Genomic DNA, 20,188 nt, shown 5'->3' on the forward strand with positions numbered 1-20,188 from the left:
TCAAAGAGTATCACCACTTACGTTAATCACTATTTCATCGTTTTTTATGATGGTAATAAAGTGATAAGAAAGCCTTGTAATCCGTTGTGTTATATTTGTTCTATTGTAATATTTTTATTTATTATCAAAGAATTGCATACCTGAGTAAGGATATTGACGACAAGTTTTTAAACGACTCTCTAAATCGCCTACATGTATTTCTAATTTATGATTATCAGGATCGTAAAAATAAAAAGAGTCTCCTTCACTTTTATTTTCTTTCCACGATGTAATGCCGTGTGATAGAAGATGCTGTTTAAATGTTTCAAAATTATTTGCAGATAAACTAAATGCATAATGTGTGTAATCACTTATTTCAGTGATATTGCGGGTATCTTCGGATAAACATAACCACAAAGTATTTAACTGTAGATAAGCTCCGTGATCCCATAGTGCCAGGGGTTTAAAACCAAGTACTTCAACATAAAAGTGAAAGCTTTTTTTGACGTCATTGACGGCAAGTGTTAGATGATTTAAATCAGTAAGCATAATCATTAGTCGATAAGATAAATAATCAGGTTATTGTAACAAATAGGTCGAACAGAAAAGAATAATATGGTGTCTATTTGTGTGTTGCATTTAAAATAGTGGTAAGTACTACCAGCATAAAAATCGATCTTCTGCACATAATTTGAATGTTAACGTTAACTTTAGTGCGTTAAATCACATAATGGTAAATATTTTCTACGTTATAAATAGAGTTAACGTTAACATTCTGGTCGCAAAATGACTTTATAAGGCGCTTAACAATGAATAAAGATGCTAAAAAATACTATGTGATCTTAAGTGCGTTGCTATTTTTCTTCTTTTTTACATGGTCTTCATCGTTTTCATTAATCTCTATTTGGTTACATCAATATGTTGGACTTAAAGCAACAGATACTGGTTTGATATTCTCGGCTATATCATTGATTGCTTTATGTGCCCAGCCACTCTATGGCTTTATTCAAGATAAACTGGGTTTACGCAAAAATTTACTGCTGGTTATCGCGGTATTGCTTATTTTATCGGGGCCTTTTTTTCTTAGCTTTGCGGCAATATTACGCTGGAATATTTTTATTGGCTCTATTCTCGGAGGGCTCTATGTAGGAATGACTTTTAATGCCGGGATCGGCGTTTTAGAATCTTATACTGAGCGTGTTAGCCGTATTCGTGGTTTTGAGTATGGCAGGGCGAGGATGTGGGGCTCTTTGGGATGGGCATCGGCAACCTTTATTGCTGGGCATAATATCAATATCGATCCTAACTATAACTTTTTTATGGCATCGATAGCGGGGGTGATCTTCTTAATTCTGTTGGCGTTACTAAAAACAGATAAACCAGATGCTTTTAATCAATTAGAGCATGGTAAACCTTCTGCACTCACCATCAATGATGCATTAAACTTACTGTCATTACCGCGCTTTTGGGCATTAATATTATTTGTGGTCGGAACCTGTATTTATAGCGTCTACGATCAACAGTTCCCGGTTTTCTTCTCTTCACAATTTGCATCATTACAGCAAGGTAATGAGATGTACGGGTATCTTAATTCCTTACAGGTTTTCTTAGAAGCGGGAGGAATGTTTGTTGCGCCTTTCTTAGTGAACAAAATAGGGGCGAAAAACGGTTTATTATTGGCGAGTAGTGTGATGGCTGCGCGTATTATTGGTTCTGGATTAGTTGAAGGGCCGATAATGATCTCTTGTATGAAGTTATTACATGCAGTTGAGCTTCCTATCCTGTTAATTTCTATTTTTAAATATAACAGCCAACATTTTGATAAGCGTTTATCTTCTACATTGTATTTAGTCGGTTTCCAATGTGTCAGTTCCATTGTGGCAACATTGTTATCCCCATTAGCGGGTTATGGCTATGATCATTACGGTTTTGCCCCTACGTATATGGTGATGGGATGTATGGTAGTCGGTACTACGTTACTTTCTGCTGTGTTGTTACGTGCTGACTCGAAAGCATTACCACAACATGATATGACTGATCTCGATAGTAACAATAAAGCTCAACCGATTTAAGCGGGTAGGCATTAGCTATTACAGCGCTGCTAGATAATTTTTATGGCTACCATTCGTGAGTGGTAGCTTTTTTTATCGATTTTATTTAGGTTTACGAATATCGGCTGATTGACTATATTGAATAGAGCGTATCATTCTAATCTACTGTTTATTAAGCCAAATCAATTAAATTTATAAACTTTACTTGTTTATTGACACGATTAAGCGATAATCTTAAACAGTACTATTTTTCTTAAATATCAATTGTAAAGGTGTAGGAAATGGATAACGCAAGCAAGCCGTCTTTCCAAAACGTACTGGAGTTTGTGCGTATGTATCGTCGTAAAAACAAAATCCGTCGTGAGATCACTGACAATGAGAAAAAGATCCGTGATAACCAAAAACGTGTTCTTTTATTAGACAACTTAAGTGAATACATTAAGCCTGGTATGTCAATTGAAGATGTACTCGGTATTATCGCTAATATGCGTAGTGACTATGAAGATCGTGTAGATGATTACATCATAAAAAATGCAGATCTCTCTAAAGAGCGTCGTGAATTGTCAAAACAATTAAAAGCGATGGGTGAAATTAAAAATATTCCTAATATTAAAAATTAATTATATTAGCTGGCAAATTCAAAGGCCTCTGAATGGTTGTTCAGAGGCCTTTTTTTTCGTTTTTTCATCATAGTTATGGTCACACAAGCCATAAAACAAAAGAGCCTGCTAATTAACAGGCTCTTGGATTAACAACGGATATTTTTATCGCGTTATATTATTGCTTCTTTTCTCTTATGACTCACTATGCGTTGACGCTTTAGTCATTTCAGATGAAGCATGATTAGTTGAACAATGACCACCCGCACCGCTACGGCCTTGCTTATCAAAGGCTGGACGTGCATCCCATGCTTTGATTTCAATTGCTACAGGCACATCTGTAGATGCCGGAGCTTTCGTCATTGGCGAGCTAGCATGTAACTGGCGTACTGCTGGCTCTTGACGAATAACGGTCACTTTAGCTGGCTGCTTAACTTCAACCGATACGACTTCGGTTTCCGTTTTAGTTTCAGTAACAGGCTCGGTCACTTCAGGCTGTGTTTCTACAGGTGTAGATTGAGAAGCAGTTTGCTCTACATGTTGCTCTGCCGCACATTCAGTCGATGCTTGGGTTGTTGCTGGCATCTCAGGTACAGGCGCTTGCGTTGTCATGTCACTATGGGTGTCTTCACTAGCGGTTTCATGATCAGCATTAGCTATGACTTTATTATGAGTGGTTTCTGTTTTCTCTTCGGCAACATCTGCTTGCTCAGTCACTTCATGTAGATAAGCTTCCGTTGTATTTAATACCGCAGAGATATTCTCTTTACGAGTAACATGCTCTTGGGTATTAACGTCAGCAATAACGTTGTTAACAGCGTTTTCTTCTACATGATCGGCAGTTGACTCATTAATATCAGCAGTCGTTTCTTGCGGTGCAATTGCGACAATTTCAGCTACAGCTTCAGTGGTTGATTCAGTACTAACTGTGACCGAATAAGTCGCTTCAGTTGCTTCAGTATTTGCTGTTTGAGCCTGAGCAACATCTGCAGCAATGGTTTCTGATACTTCTGGTGCAATAGCAACCATTTGTGGATCTTTATGTGTAATGAAGTTTTTAGCAACTGTATTGTCAGTGCTATTTTCAACATTATTCTCAACAAATGGTGCATCACTAATTGGTGTGACAGGGTAATGAATACATACTTTACCTGACGCAAGCTCTGGAGAAGCTACGGCCATCGTTAGCGGCATAGGGGAGACTAATGTACGTTCATCACGATAACGGCGACGACGTTGCCCACTAACACGTAAATGACGAGGTGAACGGCGAGAGCGACGTGGCATCACATTTTCTTGTTGGCCCGCATTATCTTCTTTTTTCACTTCTTCTTGTGCTTTTACAGTATCAGTTAACGCATTAGCAGAAACTTGTTCTTGCTCATCTTTAACCGTCGCTACTGGTTTCGCAACTTGCTGTTTTTCTGATGATGGTAATTGACTAACCACTGTCGCTGGTGGCTCAGAAACCGGTGAGTCGCTCACAGCAACATCAATAGCGGGTGTTGCGACAGCATCAGTAACACGAACAGATTGCGTTAATTGACGGCGAGCACGACGAGGCATAACAGGGCGACGAGGTTCTTCTTTCTTCTCAGCCTGTTTTGCTACATTGTCATTTTCCGCTGTATTTTGTGCGGCTTTCGCAGCTTCTTGTTGTTGTTGACGTTTTTCTTCCTGACGACGACGTTGTTCTGCACGTTGTTCACGGCGTTGTTGACGACGGGCTTCACGTTCAGCGATTTCTTGCTCATTACTGACTTCAGTATTGGCATTTTGCGCTTTCTGATTACGGTTCTTACGATTTTCTTCGCTCGTTACGTTATCGCGATTGCGCTCGTGGTCACGATTGCGATCATTATCGCGTTCACGGCGGTTATTATTGCGACGATTGTTATTATTTCGGCGCTCACGACGGTTTTCATTATTCTCTTTTTTGCTTTCTTGCGGTTTTTCTTCAACGACAGGCTCTGGCTGACTCGCAAATAAGTTAGAGAAGAATTTTGCAATAGCACTAAAGAATCCACCACTCTCTGTTGTTTCGCTTTTCTTCACCTGTTTAGCTGGAGTTGGTGCAGATTTTTTCTTATTGGTGGTGTCAGCGCTATTATCTTGTAATGCAAAAGCGGATATCGCCGGTTGCTCTGGCGCTTTACGCTCAGGTACGGCTTCATCTTCTGCTTCATTTAACTGAGTTTCGTGATATTGCGCTAAATTGTAGCTTAATGAAGAGATCTCTTCGCCCTTGCGCACACGAATAACTGAGAAATGCGGTGTTTGCATTTGATCATTAGGAACAATCACTACTTTGACATTGGCTTGGCGCAACTCAATATCGGTGACGGCCTTACGTTTTTCATTGAGCAAGTAAGAGGCAATTTGTACGGGAACAATAGCGTGTACTTCATGAGTATTTTCTTTTAATGCTTCTTCTTCGATAAGACGCAATACAGAAAGAGAAAGTGACTCATTATCACGGATAGTCCCTGTGCCTAAACAACGCGGACAAACATGATGGCTTGATTCACCTAATGAAGGACTTAAACGCTGACGTGACATCTCTAATAAGCCGAAACGCGAAATGCGACCTATTTGAATACGTGCGCGATCTTGGCGCACAGCCTCACGCATTCTATTTTCCACTTCACGCTGATGACGAACAGGGGTCATATCGATAAAGTCGATAACAATCAAACCACCAAGGTCACGTAGACGGAGTTGGCGCGCAATTTCATCAGCAGCTTCTAAGTTAGTGTTAAAGGCTGTCTCTTCAATATCGCCACCTCGTGTTGAACGAGATGAGTTAATATCGATAGCGGTTAATGCTTCTGTTGTATCAATAACCAGAGCGCCACCCGAAGGTAAACGGACTTCACGTTGGAAGGCTGATTCAATTTGAGATTCAATTTGGTAGTGACTAAATAGTGGTACAGCCCCTGTGTAGTGGCGAATTTTGCTAGCAAAGTCACCACGACCAATGGCCTCAATATGGCTACGAGCCATTTCAACTACTTTAGCGTTATCAATTAAGATCTCACCAATATCTGGTCGTAAATAATCACGGAAAGCACGTACAATCACGTTACTTTCTTGGTGGATCAGAAAAGGAGCAGGGCGACTTTCCGCTGCTTTTTTGATAGCATCCCAATGTCTTAAACGGTAGCTTAAATCTTGTTGTAATGCTTCTGCGGATTTACCCACACCTGCAGTACGAACAATCAACCCCATTCCATCAGGAATATCAAGGCTAGATAATGCTTCCTTTAATTCAGTGCGATCTTCCCCTTCAATACGACGAGAAATACCGCCAGCACGAGGGTTATTTGGCATTAATACCAAATAGCTACCTGCAAGGCTAATAAAGGTGGTTAAAGCAGCACCTTTATTTCCGCGCTCTTCTTTATCTACCTGTACGATTACCTCTTGACCTTCTTTTAAAACATCTTTGATGTTAGGACGACCATGTGAGTGATAATTACTAGGAAAATATTCGCGGGCAATTTCTTTGATAGGAAGGAAACCGTGGCGTTCCGCACCATAATCAACAAAAGCGGCTTCTAGACTGGGTTCAATTCGGGTGATTTTACCTTTATAGATATTGGCTTTTTTTTGCTCATGTCCGGGGCTTTCGATATCCAGATCATACAAACGTTGCCCATCAACAAGGGCAACACGCAACTCTTCCTGTTGAGTCGCGTTAATTAACATTCTTTTCATATTGTGACTTACTCGTTATTTTCACGTTTTATAATGTGCCACTGACATACGTAATTACACTATTGATAACCGATGACCTCGTGTCTTTTACAAAGGCGTCAACCTCACGGTTGTCGATTGTATAGAGGTGCAATTTGTCGGTGAGTCTGATTTTCAGTTCTAAAATTCAGCACTCTTTAATTGAGACGTAATGTGCCAACTCAATAAGTGATGTATTTATGGCATACTAAATTGTTTGATATTCGACTATGTCTTACGCCATTGCTGCATTTGAATATCAAACAAACAAAATTTCATAAATATACCTGATAAACTTAATCAGGAGAGTCTGCATTATTCCATTGGTGTTGGGGTTATAGCAAGATGACTTTTCCGCTTTGGTGACTTTTTCTGTATAAATATGAGAGATTAGTTAATGTTTCGTCTTTTTCCCATTAATCAGGTTAAAATAGGCACCCAATTTGATGTTATTTTGTGCACCAATAATTTGTTTGTCATTTTTTATTTTAAGAGAGCTAAAAAATCGCCACTATGAAATCATTTAATCAAGTTCAGTTCGTCACCATTGATGGCGATGAAGCAGGCCAGCGTATTGATAATTTTTTACTGGCACGCTTAAAAGGTGTACCGAAAAGTATGATTTACCGAATTATCCGCAAAGGTGAAGTTCGGGTTAATAAAGGGCGCATTAAGCCTGAATATAAATTAGCTGCAGGGGATAGCATTCGTATTCCTCCTGTCCGGGTAGCAGAAAAAGAAGAACATGCGGTATCGCCTAAGTTAGAAAAAGTATCAGCACTTGCTGAGTGTATTTTATATGAAGATGAACATGTGATGCTGATTAATAAGCCATCAGGGACGGCAGTACATGGTGGTAGCGGACTCAGTTTTGGTGTGATTGAAGGTTTAAGGGCATTGCGCCCAGAAGCGAGATTTCTAGAATTAGTGCATCGCCTTGATAGAGATACCTCTGGGGTATTGTTGATTGCTAAAAAGCGCTCAGCCCTGCGTTCACTACACGAACAGCTAAGATTAAAACAGATGCAAAAAGATTATTTAGCCTTAGTACGTGGTCAATGGCAATCTCATACAAAAGTAGTACAAGCCCCTTTATTGAAAAATATCCTACAAAGTGGTGAGCGGGTGGTTAAAGTAAGTAGTGAAGGTAAACCATCAGAAACACGCTTTAAGGTAGAAGAGCGCTTTGAATTTGCGACCTTAGTTAAAGCAAGTCCTGTCACGGGACGAACTCATCAAATTCGTGTCCATACATTACATGCCGGCCATCCTATTGCTTTTGATGATCGCTATGGTGATCGTGATTTTGATACACAATTAGCTTCAACCAAGCTTAATCGTCTCTTTTTACATGCGAGTTCATTAACCTTTATTCATCCCTCAACAGGGGAAAAAATGCGTATTGAAGCGCCGATGGATAAAACGTTACGTTACTGTTTACAAGTATTACGCAATCAAAAATCTTAATACTACTGTTTTCAAACTAGCAAAGTGGGAGAAAATTTTTTCCCACTTTGTTTGCAAATGATTTACCGTTGTCGTCCTAGAAAATAGGATCAGTATCCAGCCAAGGTTATTTGGTGATGGTTGATATACATTGCTCAACAATTTTATCGATATTCCACTCTTTCGGAAGCGATTTAGAGCCGTCTTTTCTCATTTCCATATCAACACGAATAAATTCGGTCATACCATAATCTTTGATGATGTTGTCGTAAGTACAGCTACAAACTTCGGTAATTTGTGGTATTAGTGCATCATCAGTCACACCAGAACCGAGTATGCAACTACTAATAAAGTTCTTTTTAAATGAAGATGCACTTTCATCTTCTTTTTTTGGATCAGTATTTTGGGCAACATTACTACTGTTGTCTGCTTTTACGGCTGAATTGTCAGGTGCTTTCTCATCAGAGCAACCTACTACCGATGCCGTAAGGATTAAAGCTGCCAAAATTGATGCTAATTTATTCATAATACGCTTTATCGCTAAATAAGATTAAAATAAGACAATCACGACTATTCCTGATTATCTGTGGAAAGTAATGGGTTAATTCTTTGTGAGAGTAACATTTTATTCAATCGGATAAGTGGTAATCCGATTAAAGAATTTGGGTCATCACCGCTTAATTTATCGAACAGAGTAATTCCTAACCCCTCAGACTTGAAACTTCCTGCGCAATAAAACGGTGTTTCTTTATTTAAATAGCCGATAATTTCATCATCGGTTAAATGCCGAAAGTGAACTTGAAATAATTCACAATGACTTTCATAGGCTAATGTTGAGCTATTATATAAAGTTAATCCAGTATAAAATGATACACATTGACCGGATGCTTGTTTTAATTGTGCAAAAGCGTTTTCAAAATTAAGGGGCTTACCCGTAATTTTTTTATTGAGTACACAAACCTGATCTGAACCAATAATTAAGTGATTTGGGTATTGTACCTCTAAAGCTCGCGCTTTTTCATAGGATAAACGAGTGACTAACGCTTGTGCACACTCTGTGGGCAAAGGGGTTTCGTCAATGTTTGGGGAGGCCTGTATAAAGGGCATTCCAAGCTTTTTCAGAAGCTGAGCTCGGAAGGGCGAAGTCGACGCAAGAACCAGTGGCAACATATTTTTTATAAAATCCGTAGCAAAATGATGCCCGACATTCTAAACTATGCGCCGCTGATAAAGCGAATTTTGGTGGAAAGGTGTAGATAACCCGCCTTTTTCTTTGACTATATTCCATTACAAAGATAATATGCGCGCCTTATGCAAAAGGTAAAATTACCCCTGACCATTGATGCGCTGCGAGCAGCACAGAAGAATTTAGACTATGACGGTCAATATTCCTCTGAGCAAGTTAGCCGCTTAGCTGAATCGGTGGTCAGTGTGGACAGTAATATTGATGTGGCTTTATCATTTGATATTGACCATCAACGTTTGGCAGTCATCAAGGGGCATTCCGATGTGGATGTCACTTTAGAGTGTCAGCGTTGCGGGGGCCATTTTCCCTATCATGTTCACACAACATATTGTTTTAGCCCTGTTGTTAGTGATGAACGGGCTGAAGCATTACCGGAAGAATATGAGCCAATCGACGTAGACGATTTTGGTGAAATAGATTTGCTGGCGATGATTGAAGATGAAATAATCCTCAACTTGCCGGTGGTTCCGGTACATGATTTTGAACACTGTGAAGTGTCCGACGCGGAACAAGTGTTCGGTGAACTCCCTGAAGAATTATCAGAGAAGCCGAATCCATTTGCCGTATTAGCCAGTTTAAAGAAAAGTACTAAGGAGTAAGGTCAATGGCCGTACAACAAAACAAACCAACTCGTTCTAAACGTGGTATGCGTCGTTCTCATGACGCACTGACAGCAACTCATGTTTCTGTTGACAAAACTTCTGGTGAAACTCACCTGCGTCACCATGTAACTGCTGACGGTTACTACCGTGGCCGCAAGGTTATCAACAAGTAATTAGCTTTATAGCTCGTTGATACTTTGACAAATCTAACCATAGCGTTAGATGCGATGGGCGGGGACTTCGGTCCTCGTATCACAGTGCCTGCATGTTTGCGGGCGCTGGCATCTAATCCTCATTTAAAAATATTGCTGGTGGGTCAACCAGACTCTATCTCTCCTCTGCTTGCAAATCAAAATGCTGAGCTAATCTCCCGTTTACATGTTATACCGGCTGAACATATTGTCGCCAATGATGCCAAACCTTCACATGCTATTAGAGCAAGTAAAGGCACATCAATGCGCGTGGCACTCGATCTGGTGAAAACAGGGGAAGCACAGGCATGTGTAAGTGCAGGTAACACCGGTGTGTTGATGGGGTTAGCAAAACTTCGGCTAAAAGCGATTGATGGAATAGAACGTCCTGCATTGGTTTCTGTGTTACCTAATCAGAAAAAAAGCAAGACCGTCGTTCTTGATTTAGGCGCGAACGTTAACTGTGATAGCCAAATGTTAGTTCAATTTGCTGTTATGGGTGCCGTGATGGCAGAAGAAATTGCAGGTATACATTCACCTAAAGTGGCACTTTTAAATATTGGTGAAGAAGAGAGTAAGGGATTAGATAATATCCGCGAAGCCGCCACCGTTCTTAAGGCGACACCAAATATAAACTATATTGGTTATGTGGAAGGTAACGAGTTACTGACCGGCAAAACAGATGTGTTGGTGTGTGACGGCTTCGCAGGTAATGTTTCCCTTAAAACAATGGAAGGGGTGATTAGAGTCTTCCTTTCATTGATTAAATCTTCTACTGGTGACAATAAAAAAACGTCGTGGTGGATGAAATTATTGAAGAAATGGTTACAAAAACGCCTAAATAAGCGTTTTGGCCATATGAACCCCGACCAGTATAACGGTGCTTCTCTGTTAGGATTACGCGGTATCGTCATTAAAAGCCATGGTGGCGCAAATGAAAACGCGTTTACAGCAGCAATAGAACAGGCTGTTCAGGCCATTGAGCGACAAATTCCAGAACGAATTGCCTCACGTCTGAATACAGTATTACCCAAGAGTGATTGATAGTATGTATACAAAAATCTTAGGTACTGGTAGTTACTTGCCTGTACAAGTGCGAACTAATGCCGATTTAGAAAAAATGGTTGATACATCAGACGAGTGGATTGTCACCAGAACAGGTATTCATGAACGTCGTATCGCAACAGAAGAAGAAACTGTTGCCAAAATGGGTGCGAGTGCCGCTGAGAATGCATTAGAAATGGCTGATATTGATAGACAAGAAATTGGCTTAATTATCGTTGCCACAACATCAGGCTCTCATGCGTTTCCGAGTGCGGCATGTCAAATTCAACACGCCCTCGGTATTGCTGATTGTATCGCGTTTGATGTTGCAGCCGCGTGCTCAGGATTCGTTTACGCGTTAAGTATCGCTGATCAATTTATTAAGGCTGGCACGGTGAAACAAGCTTTAGTGATTGGTGCTGATCGCTTATCACATGCGTTAGATCCTAACGATCGCGGTACAATTATTCTTTTCGGTGATGCTGCTGGTGCCGTCGTTGTCGGTGCTTCTGAAGAGTCAGGTATTATTTCTACACATTTACATTCTGATGGGCGTTTTGGTGAGCTGTTAGCTCTGCCTTATCAGGATAGAGAAAATCAAGACTTACCTGCTTATGTCACCATGGCAGGGAATGAAGTCTTTAAAGTCGCAGTTCGTGAACTTGCCCACATTGTGGATGAAACATTAGAAGCGAATCATATTGATAAATCGGAACTCGACTGGCTTGTGCCTCATCAAGCAAATTTAAGAATTATTTCAGCAACAGCCAAAAAGCTGGATATGACAATGGATAAAGTCGTGGTGACATTAGATCGCCACGGTAATACGTCAGCAGCATCCGTTCCTACAGCATTAGATGAAGCTGTAAGAGACAATCGCATTCAACGTGGGCAGTTAATTCTGTTAGAAGCGTTTGGTGGCGGCTTTACTTGGGGCTCTGCACTTATCCGTTTTTAATATTATCAGGAAAATAAACATGACTGATTTTGCAATGGTTTTCCCTGGACAGGGATCACAAGCGATTGGAATGCTTGCAGAACTTGCCGAGCATTATCCAATAGTGACAGAAACATTTGCTCAAGCATCTGATGTATTGGGTTATTCTCTTTGGGATTTAGTGCAAAATGGTCCTGAAGAAGAGTTAAACAAAACATGGAAAACACAGCCGGCATTATTAGCAGCATCCGTTGCTATTTGGCGAGTATGGCAAGAAAAACAAGGCAAAATGCCACAAATGATGGCAGGTCACAGTCTTGGTGAGTATTCTGCTTTAGTCTGTGCTGGCGTAATTGATTTTGCTGCGGCGATTAAACTAGTAGAATTGCGCGGTCAATTAATGCAAGAGGCTGTACCTGCAGGTACTGGCGCCATGTATGCAATTATCGGATTAGATAATGATGCTATTGCAAAAGCTTGTGAAGATGCGGCTCAAGGACAAGTTGTCTCACCTGTGAACTTTAACTCACCCGGTCAAGTGGTGATTGCGGGTAATAAAGAAGCCGTAGAGCGTGCAGGGGCATTATGTAAAGAAGCTGGAGCGAAACGTGCGTTACCTTTAGCGGTAAGTGTGCCTTCTCACTGTGCTTTAATGAAGCCTGCTGCAGATAAGTTAGCTGTTGCATTGCAAGAAATTGAATTTAAACAACCTGAAATTCAAGTTGTTAATAATGTTGATGTGAAAGCACAAACCGATGCTAATGCTATTCGAGATGCATTAGTTCGTCAGCTTTATAACCCAGTCCGCTGGACTGAAACGGTTGAATTTATTGCTGGCAAGGGCATCACACAATTATTAGAAATAGGACCCGGTAAAGTATTAACTGGTTTAACGAAACGTATTTCTAAAGAGATGAACGCTGCGGCAGTTAATGATATTGCATCATTAGACGCTGCATTAGGAAATGACTGAGGGATCTCATGGGATTTGACGGAAAAATAGCGCTAGTTACTGGTGCAAGCCGTGGTATTGGCCGTGCGATTGCAGAAAAGCTAATAGCATGTGGTGCTACCGTAATTGGTACAGCAACGAGTGAAAACGGTGCTAAAGCGATCAGCGAATATTTAGGCAATAAAGGTAAAGGTTTTGTGTTAAACGTCACAGAAACTGACTCTATTGAAAAATTTTTAGCTGATGTGCGCGCGGAATTTGGCGAAATTGATATTTTGGTCAATAATGCAGGTATTACTCGTGATAACCTGTTGATGCGCATGAAAGATGATGAGTGGCAAGATATCATTGACACTAATCTTTCATCAGTCTTCCGTCTGTCTAAAGCAGTTATGCGTGCTATGATGAAAAAACGTTATGGTCGCATAATTACTATTGGTTCAGTAGTTGGAACCATGGGTAATGCTGGACAGGCAAACTACGCGGCAGCAAAAGCGGGTGTGATTGGTTTTAGTAAATCATTAGCACGCGAAGTTGCTTCCCGTGGCATTACGGTAAATGTTGTTGCTCCTGGCTTTATCGAAACTGATATGACCAGAGCGTTAACAGAAGACCAAAGAGCCGGTATTTTATCTCAAGTGCCAGCTAACCGTTTAGGTGATGCCAAAGAGATTGCCAGTGCTGTAGCTTTCTTAGCTTCTGATGAAGCAGGCTATATCACGGGTGAAACATTGCATGTCAATGGCGGCATGTACATGGTCTAATTACGGGGACGTCTTTATATTTGCTTTTTGCGTACAATATAATGCAAAATATAGCGAATAAAGTAGTCCACACAGTCGGGATTGGTTAGATCTTTTCCTGTATTTATAAACTAAGAAAATCATCGCGCAAGCGAGTTTTGATAGGAAATTTAATAGTATGAGCACTATCGACGAACGCGTTAAGAAAATCATTGTTGAACAACTGGGTGTTAAAGAGGAAGAAGTTGTGAATTCAGCTTCATTTGTTGATGACTTAGGCGCTGATTCTCTTGACACAGTTGAGCTGGTAATGGCTCTGGAAGAAGAATTCGATATCGAAATCCCAGACGAAGAAGCAGAAAAAATTACTACAGTTCAAGCTGCTATTGATTACGTTGAAAACGCAGGTAAATAAGCTTGCTAATCTAGGCGGTCACTCGACCGCCTATATTCTTAATCCTAAACTTTTTCCCTCCTTGGAGGATAAGCGTGTCTAAGCGTCGTGTAGTTGTGACCGGACTAGGCATGTTATCTCCTGTCGGTAATAACGCAGAAGCTTCTTGGAAAGCTGTGTGTGCCGGACAGAGTGGTATCGGCCTTATCGAAGAATTTGACACCAGTCATCATGCGACTAAATTCGCAGGATTGGTAAAAGATTTCAATCATGAAGATTACAATCTTTCGCGTAAAGATGCGCGCAAGATGGATCTCTTTATTCAATATGGTATTGCAGCAGGTGTTCAAGCCATTGCGGATTCAGGTCTTGAAGTAACAGAAGCCAATGCAAGTCGTATCGGAGCTGCTATTGGTTCTGGTATTGGTGGCTTAGGCCTTATCGAGGAAAATCATTCATCATTAATCAATGGTGGCCCTCGTAAAATTAGCCCATTCTTTGTTCCTTCAACCATCATTAATATGGTTGCTGGCCATTTAAGCATTATTTATGGCTTACGTGGACCGACCATTTCTATCGCAACTGCATGTACATCAGGTGTGCATAATATCGGGCATGCCGCTCGTATTATCGCTTATGGTGATGCTGATGTGATGTTAGCGGGCGGTGCTGAAAAAGCCACAACACCATTAGGTGTTGGTGGTTTTGGTGCAGTACGTGCATTATCAACACGTAATGATGATCCTCAAGCGGCAAGTCGCCCATGGGATAAAGATCGTGATGGTTTCGTGTTAGGTGATGGTGCAGGTGTGTTAGTCCTCGAAGAGTATGAACACGCTAAAGCACGTGGCGCTAAAATTTATGCAGAAGTTGTTGGCTTTGGTATGAGTAGTGATGCTTACCATATGACCTCTCCTGCAGAAAATGGTGCGGGTGGTGCACTTGCAATGGAAAACGCATTGAAAGATGCGGGTATTACTGCTGCTGATGTCGGTTATATCAACGCGCATGGTACTTCTACTAATGCGGGTGATATTGCAGAAGCGCAAGCTGTTGAAACGGTATTTGGCAAAGGGACTGATGTATTAGTTAGCTCAACAAAATCGATGACGGGTCACTTATTAGGTGCTGCCGGGGCGATTGAGTCTATCTTTACTATTTTGTCTTTACGTGACCAAATTGTACCGCCAACAATCAATCTTGATAATCAAGATGAACATTGTCACCTTGATTTCGTACCACATAAAGCGCGTAAAGTTGAGAACATGGATTATGCACTATGTAACTCATTTGGCTTTGGCGGTACCAACGGTTCGATTCTCTTTAAGCGTGTGTAAACCGCTTATTCGCGTATTGAATTAGTCTAAAGACCCAGACGTCATGCTGGGTCTTTTATTTTATCTATAGCTTTGTCCTTTTACATTAACTTGTTTATCATGTACAAAAAATATCAATAACATAGATTATAAATAAGGTGTTTGATGTATTGGGTAAATGGACAACAGCAACAAAGCATCAATGTGAGTGATCGCGCGGTACAATTTGGTGATGGCTGTTTTACAACACTTGCCGTTGAACAAGGTAAACCTATTCTATTATCTGCTCACCTTAAGCGTTTACAACGCGGTTGTGATGCACTGTTTTTACCCTCACCAGACTGGCAATGGTTAGCCAGCCATCTTCTACAAATAGCGTCCACAATCACTGAAAAAAGTGTTATTAAGGTGATTATTAGCCGCGGAAGCGGTGGGCGAGGCTATTCATCGAAAGGCTTTGACACACCCACAGTGATCACATCCTGCTCAACTTACCCGTTTTATTATCATAACTTACAAAAGCAAGGGGTTTCTTTAGCCATTAGCCCAGTGAGATTGGGACAAAATAGTTTATTAGCCGGTATCAAGCATCTTAATCGCTTAGAGCAAGTGCTGATTAAACACCATTTAGAAACAACCCCATTTGATGACATGTTAGTGTGTGACAATGAAGGATATTTAGTTGAAGCGAATGCCGCAAACCTTTTCTGGCGTAAAGGAAATCAATTATTTACCCCGGATATTAGCCTTTCGGGTGTGAATGGGATCATGCGCCAGCAGGTATTAGATTTTGCGCAACAATTGGACTGGGATATTCACATTGTGCGAGAAAAACCGCAAACGCTCTATCAAGCAGATGAAATTTGGTTAACCAATGCACTGATGCCCATTATTCCCGTAAAACAGATCTATTTTTCAGATGATAAGCACTATCAATATCGCGATAGAGACGCTTACCATGTTGTTTTACAACACTGTTTGTCACTGACTTAACGTTTGATGAGTTATAAATGAAGATAAAAAAATTAGTTTGGATAGCCTTTTTTGCATTATTGATTAGCGCTGGCGCAGCCACATTATATATTATGCAAAGCCTTCGTGGGTTAGAGAACAATGTTGTGGTAAAGCAAGATGAAATGCTGCTTACTGTTCCGGCAGGAACAGGGCGTATTGCGATGGAACAATTGCTTATTAAGAATAATCTTCTTAAACAAGGAGATTATTTTCAAATTTTATTAAAAGTAAAACCAGAACTCAGTCAATTTAAAGCAGGGACTTATCGTTTAACAAAAGGTATGACACTGCGGGATGTTTTGCTGTTAATAAAAAGTGGCAAAGAGGCGCAGTTTACGATTCGATTTATCGAGGGTAGCCGTTTAAGTGATTGGCAAGCTATTTTTGATAAAGCCCCTGAGTTAAAGATTGTCGCAAATGGTATGGAAAGCGATAAGTTACGCCAAGAGATAGGAATGAAGCCTGAAATTACCCATCTTGAGGGTTGGTTTGCTCCTGATACTTACCATTACACTGCAGGCACGACGGATATTGCCATTTTAAAACGTGCTTATCAGCAAATGGAAAAAACATTAGAAGAAGAGTGGCTAAAACGCGATAGTGATTTACCCTATAAATCTGCCTATGAAATGTTGATTATGGCATCGATTATTGAAAAAGAGACTGGCATTGATGCAGAAAGAACCAAAGTGGCCTCAGTGTTTGTTAATCGTTTAAAACGTAATATGCGCTTACAAACTGATCCCACTGTGATTTATGGGTTAGGTGATAAATATCGCGGTACAATTTATCGCAGTGATCTTAATGGCTATACGCCTTACAATACCTACCAAATTGATGGGCTACCGCCAACACCGATTGCTATGCCAAGTGTTGCTTCCATTAAAGCCGCAGCACATCCTGCGGATACACGTTATCTCTATTTTGTCGCAGATGGCACTGGGGGGCATAAATTTTCTACAACGTTGGCGGAGCATAATAAAGCCGTCGCACAATACCGACGCTTACAACAAAGATAATTATGAAAAACAGCAAATTTATTGTTATTGAAGGATTAGAAGGGGCTGGCAAAACCAGTGCTATTCAAACGGTTGTTGATACATTAAAACAACAAGGGATCACCGATTTGGCCTTTACGCGCGAGCCGGGGGGAACTCCGCTTGCAGAAAAATTACGGGAATTGATTAAACAAGGTATTGAAGGCGAAAAAGTTACCGATAAAGCTGAATTGCTAATGTTATATGCTGCACGAGTGCAACTGGTTGAAAATGTGATAAAACCAGCTTTAGCCCAAGGTAAGTGGGTGATAGGGGATAGACACGATCTCTCTTCACAAGCATATCAAGGTGGTGGTAGAGGAATAGACAAAGCCCTGATGAAGTCACTACGTGATACGGTATTAGCAGATTTTAAACCTGATCTTACCCTTTATCTTGATTTAGATCCGGCCGTCGGTCTAGCCAGAGCACGAGCAAGAGGTGAATTGGACAGAATAGAAAAAGAGTCTATGGACTTTTTTTACCGCACTCGTGAACGTTATCAAGCATTAGCAAAAGAAGACGCCTCGATTATTACCATTGATGCATCACAAGATATTGATAAAGTACAAGCGGATATTCGCGATGTACTCAATCAGTGGCTGACTCAGGAAAATAGCGCATTATGAATTGGTATCCTTGGTTAAATCAGGCATATCGACAACTGGTAAGTATGTACCAAGAAGGGCGTGGTCATCATGCGATTTTGTTGCATGCATCTCAAGGAATGGGGGCTGATGCACTTTCTTATGGATTAAGTCGTTGGTTAATGTGTCAGAATAAGCAGGGTTCAAAAAGCTGTAATGAGTGTCATAGTTGCCGTTTGATGTTGGCAGAAACACATCCAGATTGGCATATCTTGCAAAATGAAAAGGGAAAGTCATCAATAGGGATCGAAGCGGTTAGAAAAGTCACCGAAAAGCTTGAGCACCATGCACAACAAGGTGGCTCACGAGTGGTATGGATAAAAGAGGTTGAGGCATTAACAGAAGCGGCAGCCAATGCGTTATTAAAGACCTTAGAAGAGCCACCAGTTAATTGCTATTTTTTATTGAATTGTCAACAACCTGAAATATTGCTAGCAACACTACGTAGTCGCTGTTTCTATTACCATTTAGCACCGCCTGAGATGAATTATGCGATACATTGGCTACAACAACAGCTACCTAATATGGCTTATGCCGATGGTGTCACAGCATTAAACCTATCTCAAGGTGCGCCCGTTTTAGCGTTATCATTACTAAAACAAGAATGGCAAGAAAGGGAAGCCTTCTGCCAAGCGTTATATGTTAGCTTACAACAACAAAATTTATATGGGTTGTTAGCTCAGTTCAATCAAGATAATGCTGAACGTAAGATCTATTGGTTATTATCATTACTGTTGGATGCTTTAAAACGACAAACTCATGCTGAAGTGTATTGTGTCAACCAAGATAAGCAGCCATTAATTATGGCGTTATCACAGTTGCCTTCTGCAATGTTGTTAGCGGTGAGCGAAAGTTGGAAACAGTGTCGCCATCAATTAGTTACCATTCCAGCAATCAATAAAGAGCTATTGTTGGCAGAACAGTTACTTGATTGGGAAGCCCAGCTAGTTGCTCTAGGGAAATAATTTCCCTTTCCATTTAGCAGACAAGTAAAAGAAATAATATAAAGTTATATAACGATGAGAGTACATTATGTTTTTAGTTGATTCACACTGCCATCTTGACAGCTTAGATTATGAAAAACTGCACAAAAATATTGATGATGTTGTAGAAAAAGCACAACAGCGTGATGTCAAATATATGTTAGCTGTCGCAACAACATTACCTGGCTTTAAAAATATGCGCGAACTGATCGGCAAGCGTGATAATGTGGCTTTTTCTTGTGGGATTCACCCATTAAACCTTGATGAGGGACACGATGTCGCTGAGCTTGCGCGCCTTGCAGCTGAGGCCGATGTTGTTGCATTAGGCGAAACAGGTTTAGACTACTATTATCAACAAGAAAATGCGTCACTTCAGCGTGAAATTTTCCGTGAACATATTCGCATTGGGCGCCAAGTTAATAAACCTGTTATTGTACATACGCGTAGCGCTCGTGAAGATACGCTAACTATTTTAAAAGAAGAAAAGGTTCAAGACTGTGGCGGTGTATTGCACTGTTTTACGGAAGACAAAGAAACAGCAATGGCGCTACTTGATCTTGGTATGTACATCTCTTTTTCAGGCATTGTGACATTTAGAAATGCCGAGCAAATTAGAGAAGCTGCACGTATCGTACCACTTGATCGTATTCTGGTTGAAACGGATTCGCCATATTTAGCGCCAGTGCCTCATCGTGGTAAAGAGAACCAACCCGCTTATGTACGTGATGTTGCTGAGTATATGGCCGTATTAAAAGGGGTGAGCATAGAAGAGCTTGCTCAGCAAACCACCCGTAATTTTGCAACACTTTTTCAAATACCAAACCTCGCAGACTAAGTTGTTCAATAGAAATATTGGCGAGTGATGGCTAGGAATTAAAATAAATAATAAGGTGATAAAAATGGCAGAAGAGACAATTTTTAGTAAAATTATTCGTGGTGAAATTCCTGCAGATATCGTTTTTCAAGATGATACTGTCACTGCATTTCGTGATATTTCACCCCAAGCGCCTACTCATATTTTAATTATCCCCAATAAACTTATTCCAACGGTAAACGATGTTACTGCACAAGATGAACAAGTTTTAGGTCATCTATTTGTTGTGGCAGCTAAAATTGCTCAGCAAGAAGGTATTGCAGAAGAGGGATATCGTTTAGTAATGAATTGCAATAAACATGGTGGGCAAGAAGTTTTCCATATTCATATGCATCTTTTAGGTGGAAAACCATTAGGGCCATTATTAAGCAAATAATCTAATGTGATAATAGATCATC

Annotated in this window: 21 protein-coding genes; 17 read left to right on the forward strand and 4 right to left on the reverse strand. The window is 40.5% G+C overall.

The features are described from left to right. Nucleotides 1-114: 114 nt before the first annotated feature. Nucleotides 115-528 carry a VOC family protein gene (locus HMPREF3129_RS01005; RefSeq protein ID WP_036900849.1) on the reverse strand — a complete coding sequence of 138 codons (414 nt, stop codon included), beginning with the start codon at nt 526-528 and terminating at the stop codon, nt 115-117. A gap of 260 nt (nt 529-788) precedes the next feature. On the opposite strand from HMPREF3129_RS01005, the gene HMPREF3129_RS01010 reads away from it, so the two are divergent. Both HMPREF3129_RS01010 and tmaR read left to right on the forward strand, forming a co-directional pair. After that, nucleotides 789-2,051, forward strand: a complete 1,263-nt coding sequence (locus tag HMPREF3129_RS01010) for an MFS transporter (RefSeq protein WP_004251857.1) — start codon at nt 789-791, stop codon at nt 2,049-2,051. A gap of 260 nt (nt 2,052-2,311) precedes the next feature. Then, complete coding sequence (gene tmaR, locus HMPREF3129_RS01015) at nt 2,312-2,650, forward strand: PTS system regulator TmaR (protein WP_004247073.1); 339 nt, start codon at nt 2,312-2,314, stop codon at nt 2,648-2,650. Nucleotides 2,651-2,824: 174 nt separating this feature from the next. Here the strand turns inward: tmaR and rne are convergent, their stop codons facing one another. Next, on the reverse strand, nt 2,825-6,346 hold the full coding sequence (gene rne, locus HMPREF3129_RS01020) for a ribonuclease E (RefSeq protein ID WP_036920083.1): 3,522 nt from the start codon (nt 6,344-6,346) through the stop codon (nt 2,825-2,827). A gap of 531 nt (nt 6,347-6,877) precedes the next feature. On the opposite strand from rne, the gene rluC reads away from it, so the two are divergent. After that, on the forward strand, nt 6,878-7,831 hold the full coding sequence (gene rluC / locus HMPREF3129_RS01025) for a 23S rRNA pseudouridine(955/2504/2580) synthase RluC (RefSeq protein ID WP_004247076.1): 954 nt from the start codon (nt 6,878-6,880) through the stop codon (nt 7,829-7,831). A gap of 106 nt (nt 7,832-7,937) precedes the next feature. Here rluC and HMPREF3129_RS01030 read toward each other — a convergent pair whose 3' ends face one another. Together HMPREF3129_RS01030 and HMPREF3129_RS01035 are read right to left on the reverse strand one after the other, a co-directional pair. Next, nucleotides 7,938-8,315, reverse strand: coding sequence for a hypothetical protein (locus HMPREF3129_RS01030; RefSeq protein WP_223231955.1), 378 nt, complete (start codon nt 8,313-8,315; stop codon nt 7,938-7,940). A 65-nt stretch (nt 8,316-8,380) separates the two neighbouring features. Continuing rightward, on the reverse strand, nt 8,381-8,980 hold the full coding sequence (locus HMPREF3129_RS01035; protein WP_004247078.1) for a Maf family protein: 600 nt from the start codon (nt 8,978-8,980) through the stop codon (nt 8,381-8,383). A 141-nt stretch (nt 8,981-9,121) separates the two neighbouring features. On the opposite strand from HMPREF3129_RS01035, the gene yceD reads away from it, so the two are divergent. The 14 genes from yceD (at nt 9,122) to hinT (ending at nt 20,166) form a co-directional block, all read left to right on the forward strand. Further along, the gene (yceD, locus tag HMPREF3129_RS01040) at nt 9,122-9,655 is read left to right on the forward strand and encodes a 23S rRNA accumulation protein YceD (RefSeq protein WP_004247079.1); all 534 of its coding nucleotides are present in this window, start codon (nt 9,122-9,124) and stop codon (nt 9,653-9,655) included. Between the two features lie 5 nt (nt 9,656-9,660). Continuing rightward, a complete protein-coding gene (gene rpmF / locus HMPREF3129_RS01045) occupies nt 9,661-9,831 on the forward strand; it encodes a 50S ribosomal protein L32 (RefSeq protein ID WP_004247080.1) in 171 nt (56 codons plus the stop codon). Between the two features lie 24 nt (nt 9,832-9,855). Continuing rightward, a complete protein-coding gene (gene plsX, locus HMPREF3129_RS01050) occupies nt 9,856-10,893 on the forward strand; it encodes a phosphate acyltransferase PlsX (protein WP_012367762.1) in 1,038 nt (345 codons plus the stop codon). A gap of 4 nt (nt 10,894-10,897) precedes the next feature. After that, nucleotides 10,898-11,851 (forward strand): beta-ketoacyl-ACP synthase III, encoded by a 954-nt coding sequence (locus HMPREF3129_RS01055; protein ID WP_004247821.1) that lies wholly within the window; start codon nt 10,898-10,900, stop codon nt 11,849-11,851. Nucleotides 11,852-11,870: 19 nt separating this feature from the next. Next, nucleotides 11,871-12,803 carry an ACP S-malonyltransferase gene (fabD, locus tag HMPREF3129_RS01060; RefSeq protein WP_012367763.1) on the forward strand — a complete coding sequence of 311 codons (933 nt, stop codon included), beginning with the start codon at nt 11,871-11,873 and terminating at the stop codon, nt 12,801-12,803. Nucleotides 12,804-12,811: 8 nt separating this feature from the next. Continuing rightward, nucleotides 12,812-13,546: a 3-oxoacyl-ACP reductase FabG gene (gene fabG, locus HMPREF3129_RS01065; RefSeq protein ID WP_004247085.1), complete on the forward strand. Its 735-nt coding sequence runs from the start codon at nt 12,812-12,814 to the stop codon at nt 13,544-13,546. A 157-nt stretch (nt 13,547-13,703) separates the two neighbouring features. Then, a complete protein-coding gene (gene acpP / locus HMPREF3129_RS01070; protein WP_004247087.1) occupies nt 13,704-13,940 on the forward strand; it encodes an acyl carrier protein in 237 nt (78 codons plus the stop codon). A 74-nt stretch (nt 13,941-14,014) separates the two neighbouring features. Continuing rightward, entirely contained in the window at nt 14,015-15,256 is a 1,242-nt protein-coding gene (gene fabF, locus HMPREF3129_RS01075; RefSeq protein WP_004247823.1) for a beta-ketoacyl-ACP synthase II, read from the forward strand. Between the two features lie 144 nt (nt 15,257-15,400). Next, on the forward strand, nt 15,401-16,228 hold the full coding sequence (gene pabC, locus HMPREF3129_RS01080; RefSeq protein WP_004247089.1) for an aminodeoxychorismate lyase: 828 nt from the start codon (nt 15,401-15,403) through the stop codon (nt 16,226-16,228). A 17-nt stretch (nt 16,229-16,245) separates the two neighbouring features. After that, a complete protein-coding gene (gene mltG / locus HMPREF3129_RS01085; protein WP_004247090.1) occupies nt 16,246-17,268 on the forward strand; it encodes an endolytic transglycosylase MltG in 1,023 nt (340 codons plus the stop codon). A gap of 2 nt (nt 17,269-17,270) precedes the next feature. After that, nucleotides 17,271-17,915: a dTMP kinase gene (gene tmk, locus HMPREF3129_RS01090; RefSeq protein WP_004247091.1), complete on the forward strand. Its 645-nt coding sequence runs from the start codon at nt 17,271-17,273 to the stop codon at nt 17,913-17,915. Then, nucleotides 17,912-18,898 (forward strand): DNA polymerase III subunit delta', encoded by a 987-nt coding sequence (gene holB, locus HMPREF3129_RS01095; protein ID WP_004247092.1) that lies wholly within the window; start codon nt 17,912-17,914, stop codon nt 18,896-18,898. The genes tmk and holB overlap by 4 nt, the downstream gene beginning before the upstream one ends. A gap of 67 nt (nt 18,899-18,965) precedes the next feature. Next, the gene (locus HMPREF3129_RS01100) at nt 18,966-19,751 is read left to right on the forward strand and encodes a metal-dependent hydrolase (RefSeq protein ID WP_004247093.1); all 786 of its coding nucleotides are present in this window, start codon (nt 18,966-18,968) and stop codon (nt 19,749-19,751) included. 64 nt (nt 19,752-19,815) lie between these two features. Then, the gene (hinT, locus tag HMPREF3129_RS01105) at nt 19,816-20,166 is read left to right on the forward strand and encodes a purine nucleoside phosphoramidase (RefSeq protein ID WP_004247827.1); all 351 of its coding nucleotides are present in this window, start codon (nt 19,816-19,818) and stop codon (nt 20,164-20,166) included. Nucleotides 20,167-20,188 lie beyond the last annotated feature (22 nt).

Source organism: Proteus sp. HMSC14B05, assembly GCF_001808035.1.
Lineage (GTDB): Bacteria > Pseudomonadota > Gammaproteobacteria > Enterobacterales > Enterobacteriaceae > Proteus > Proteus mirabilis.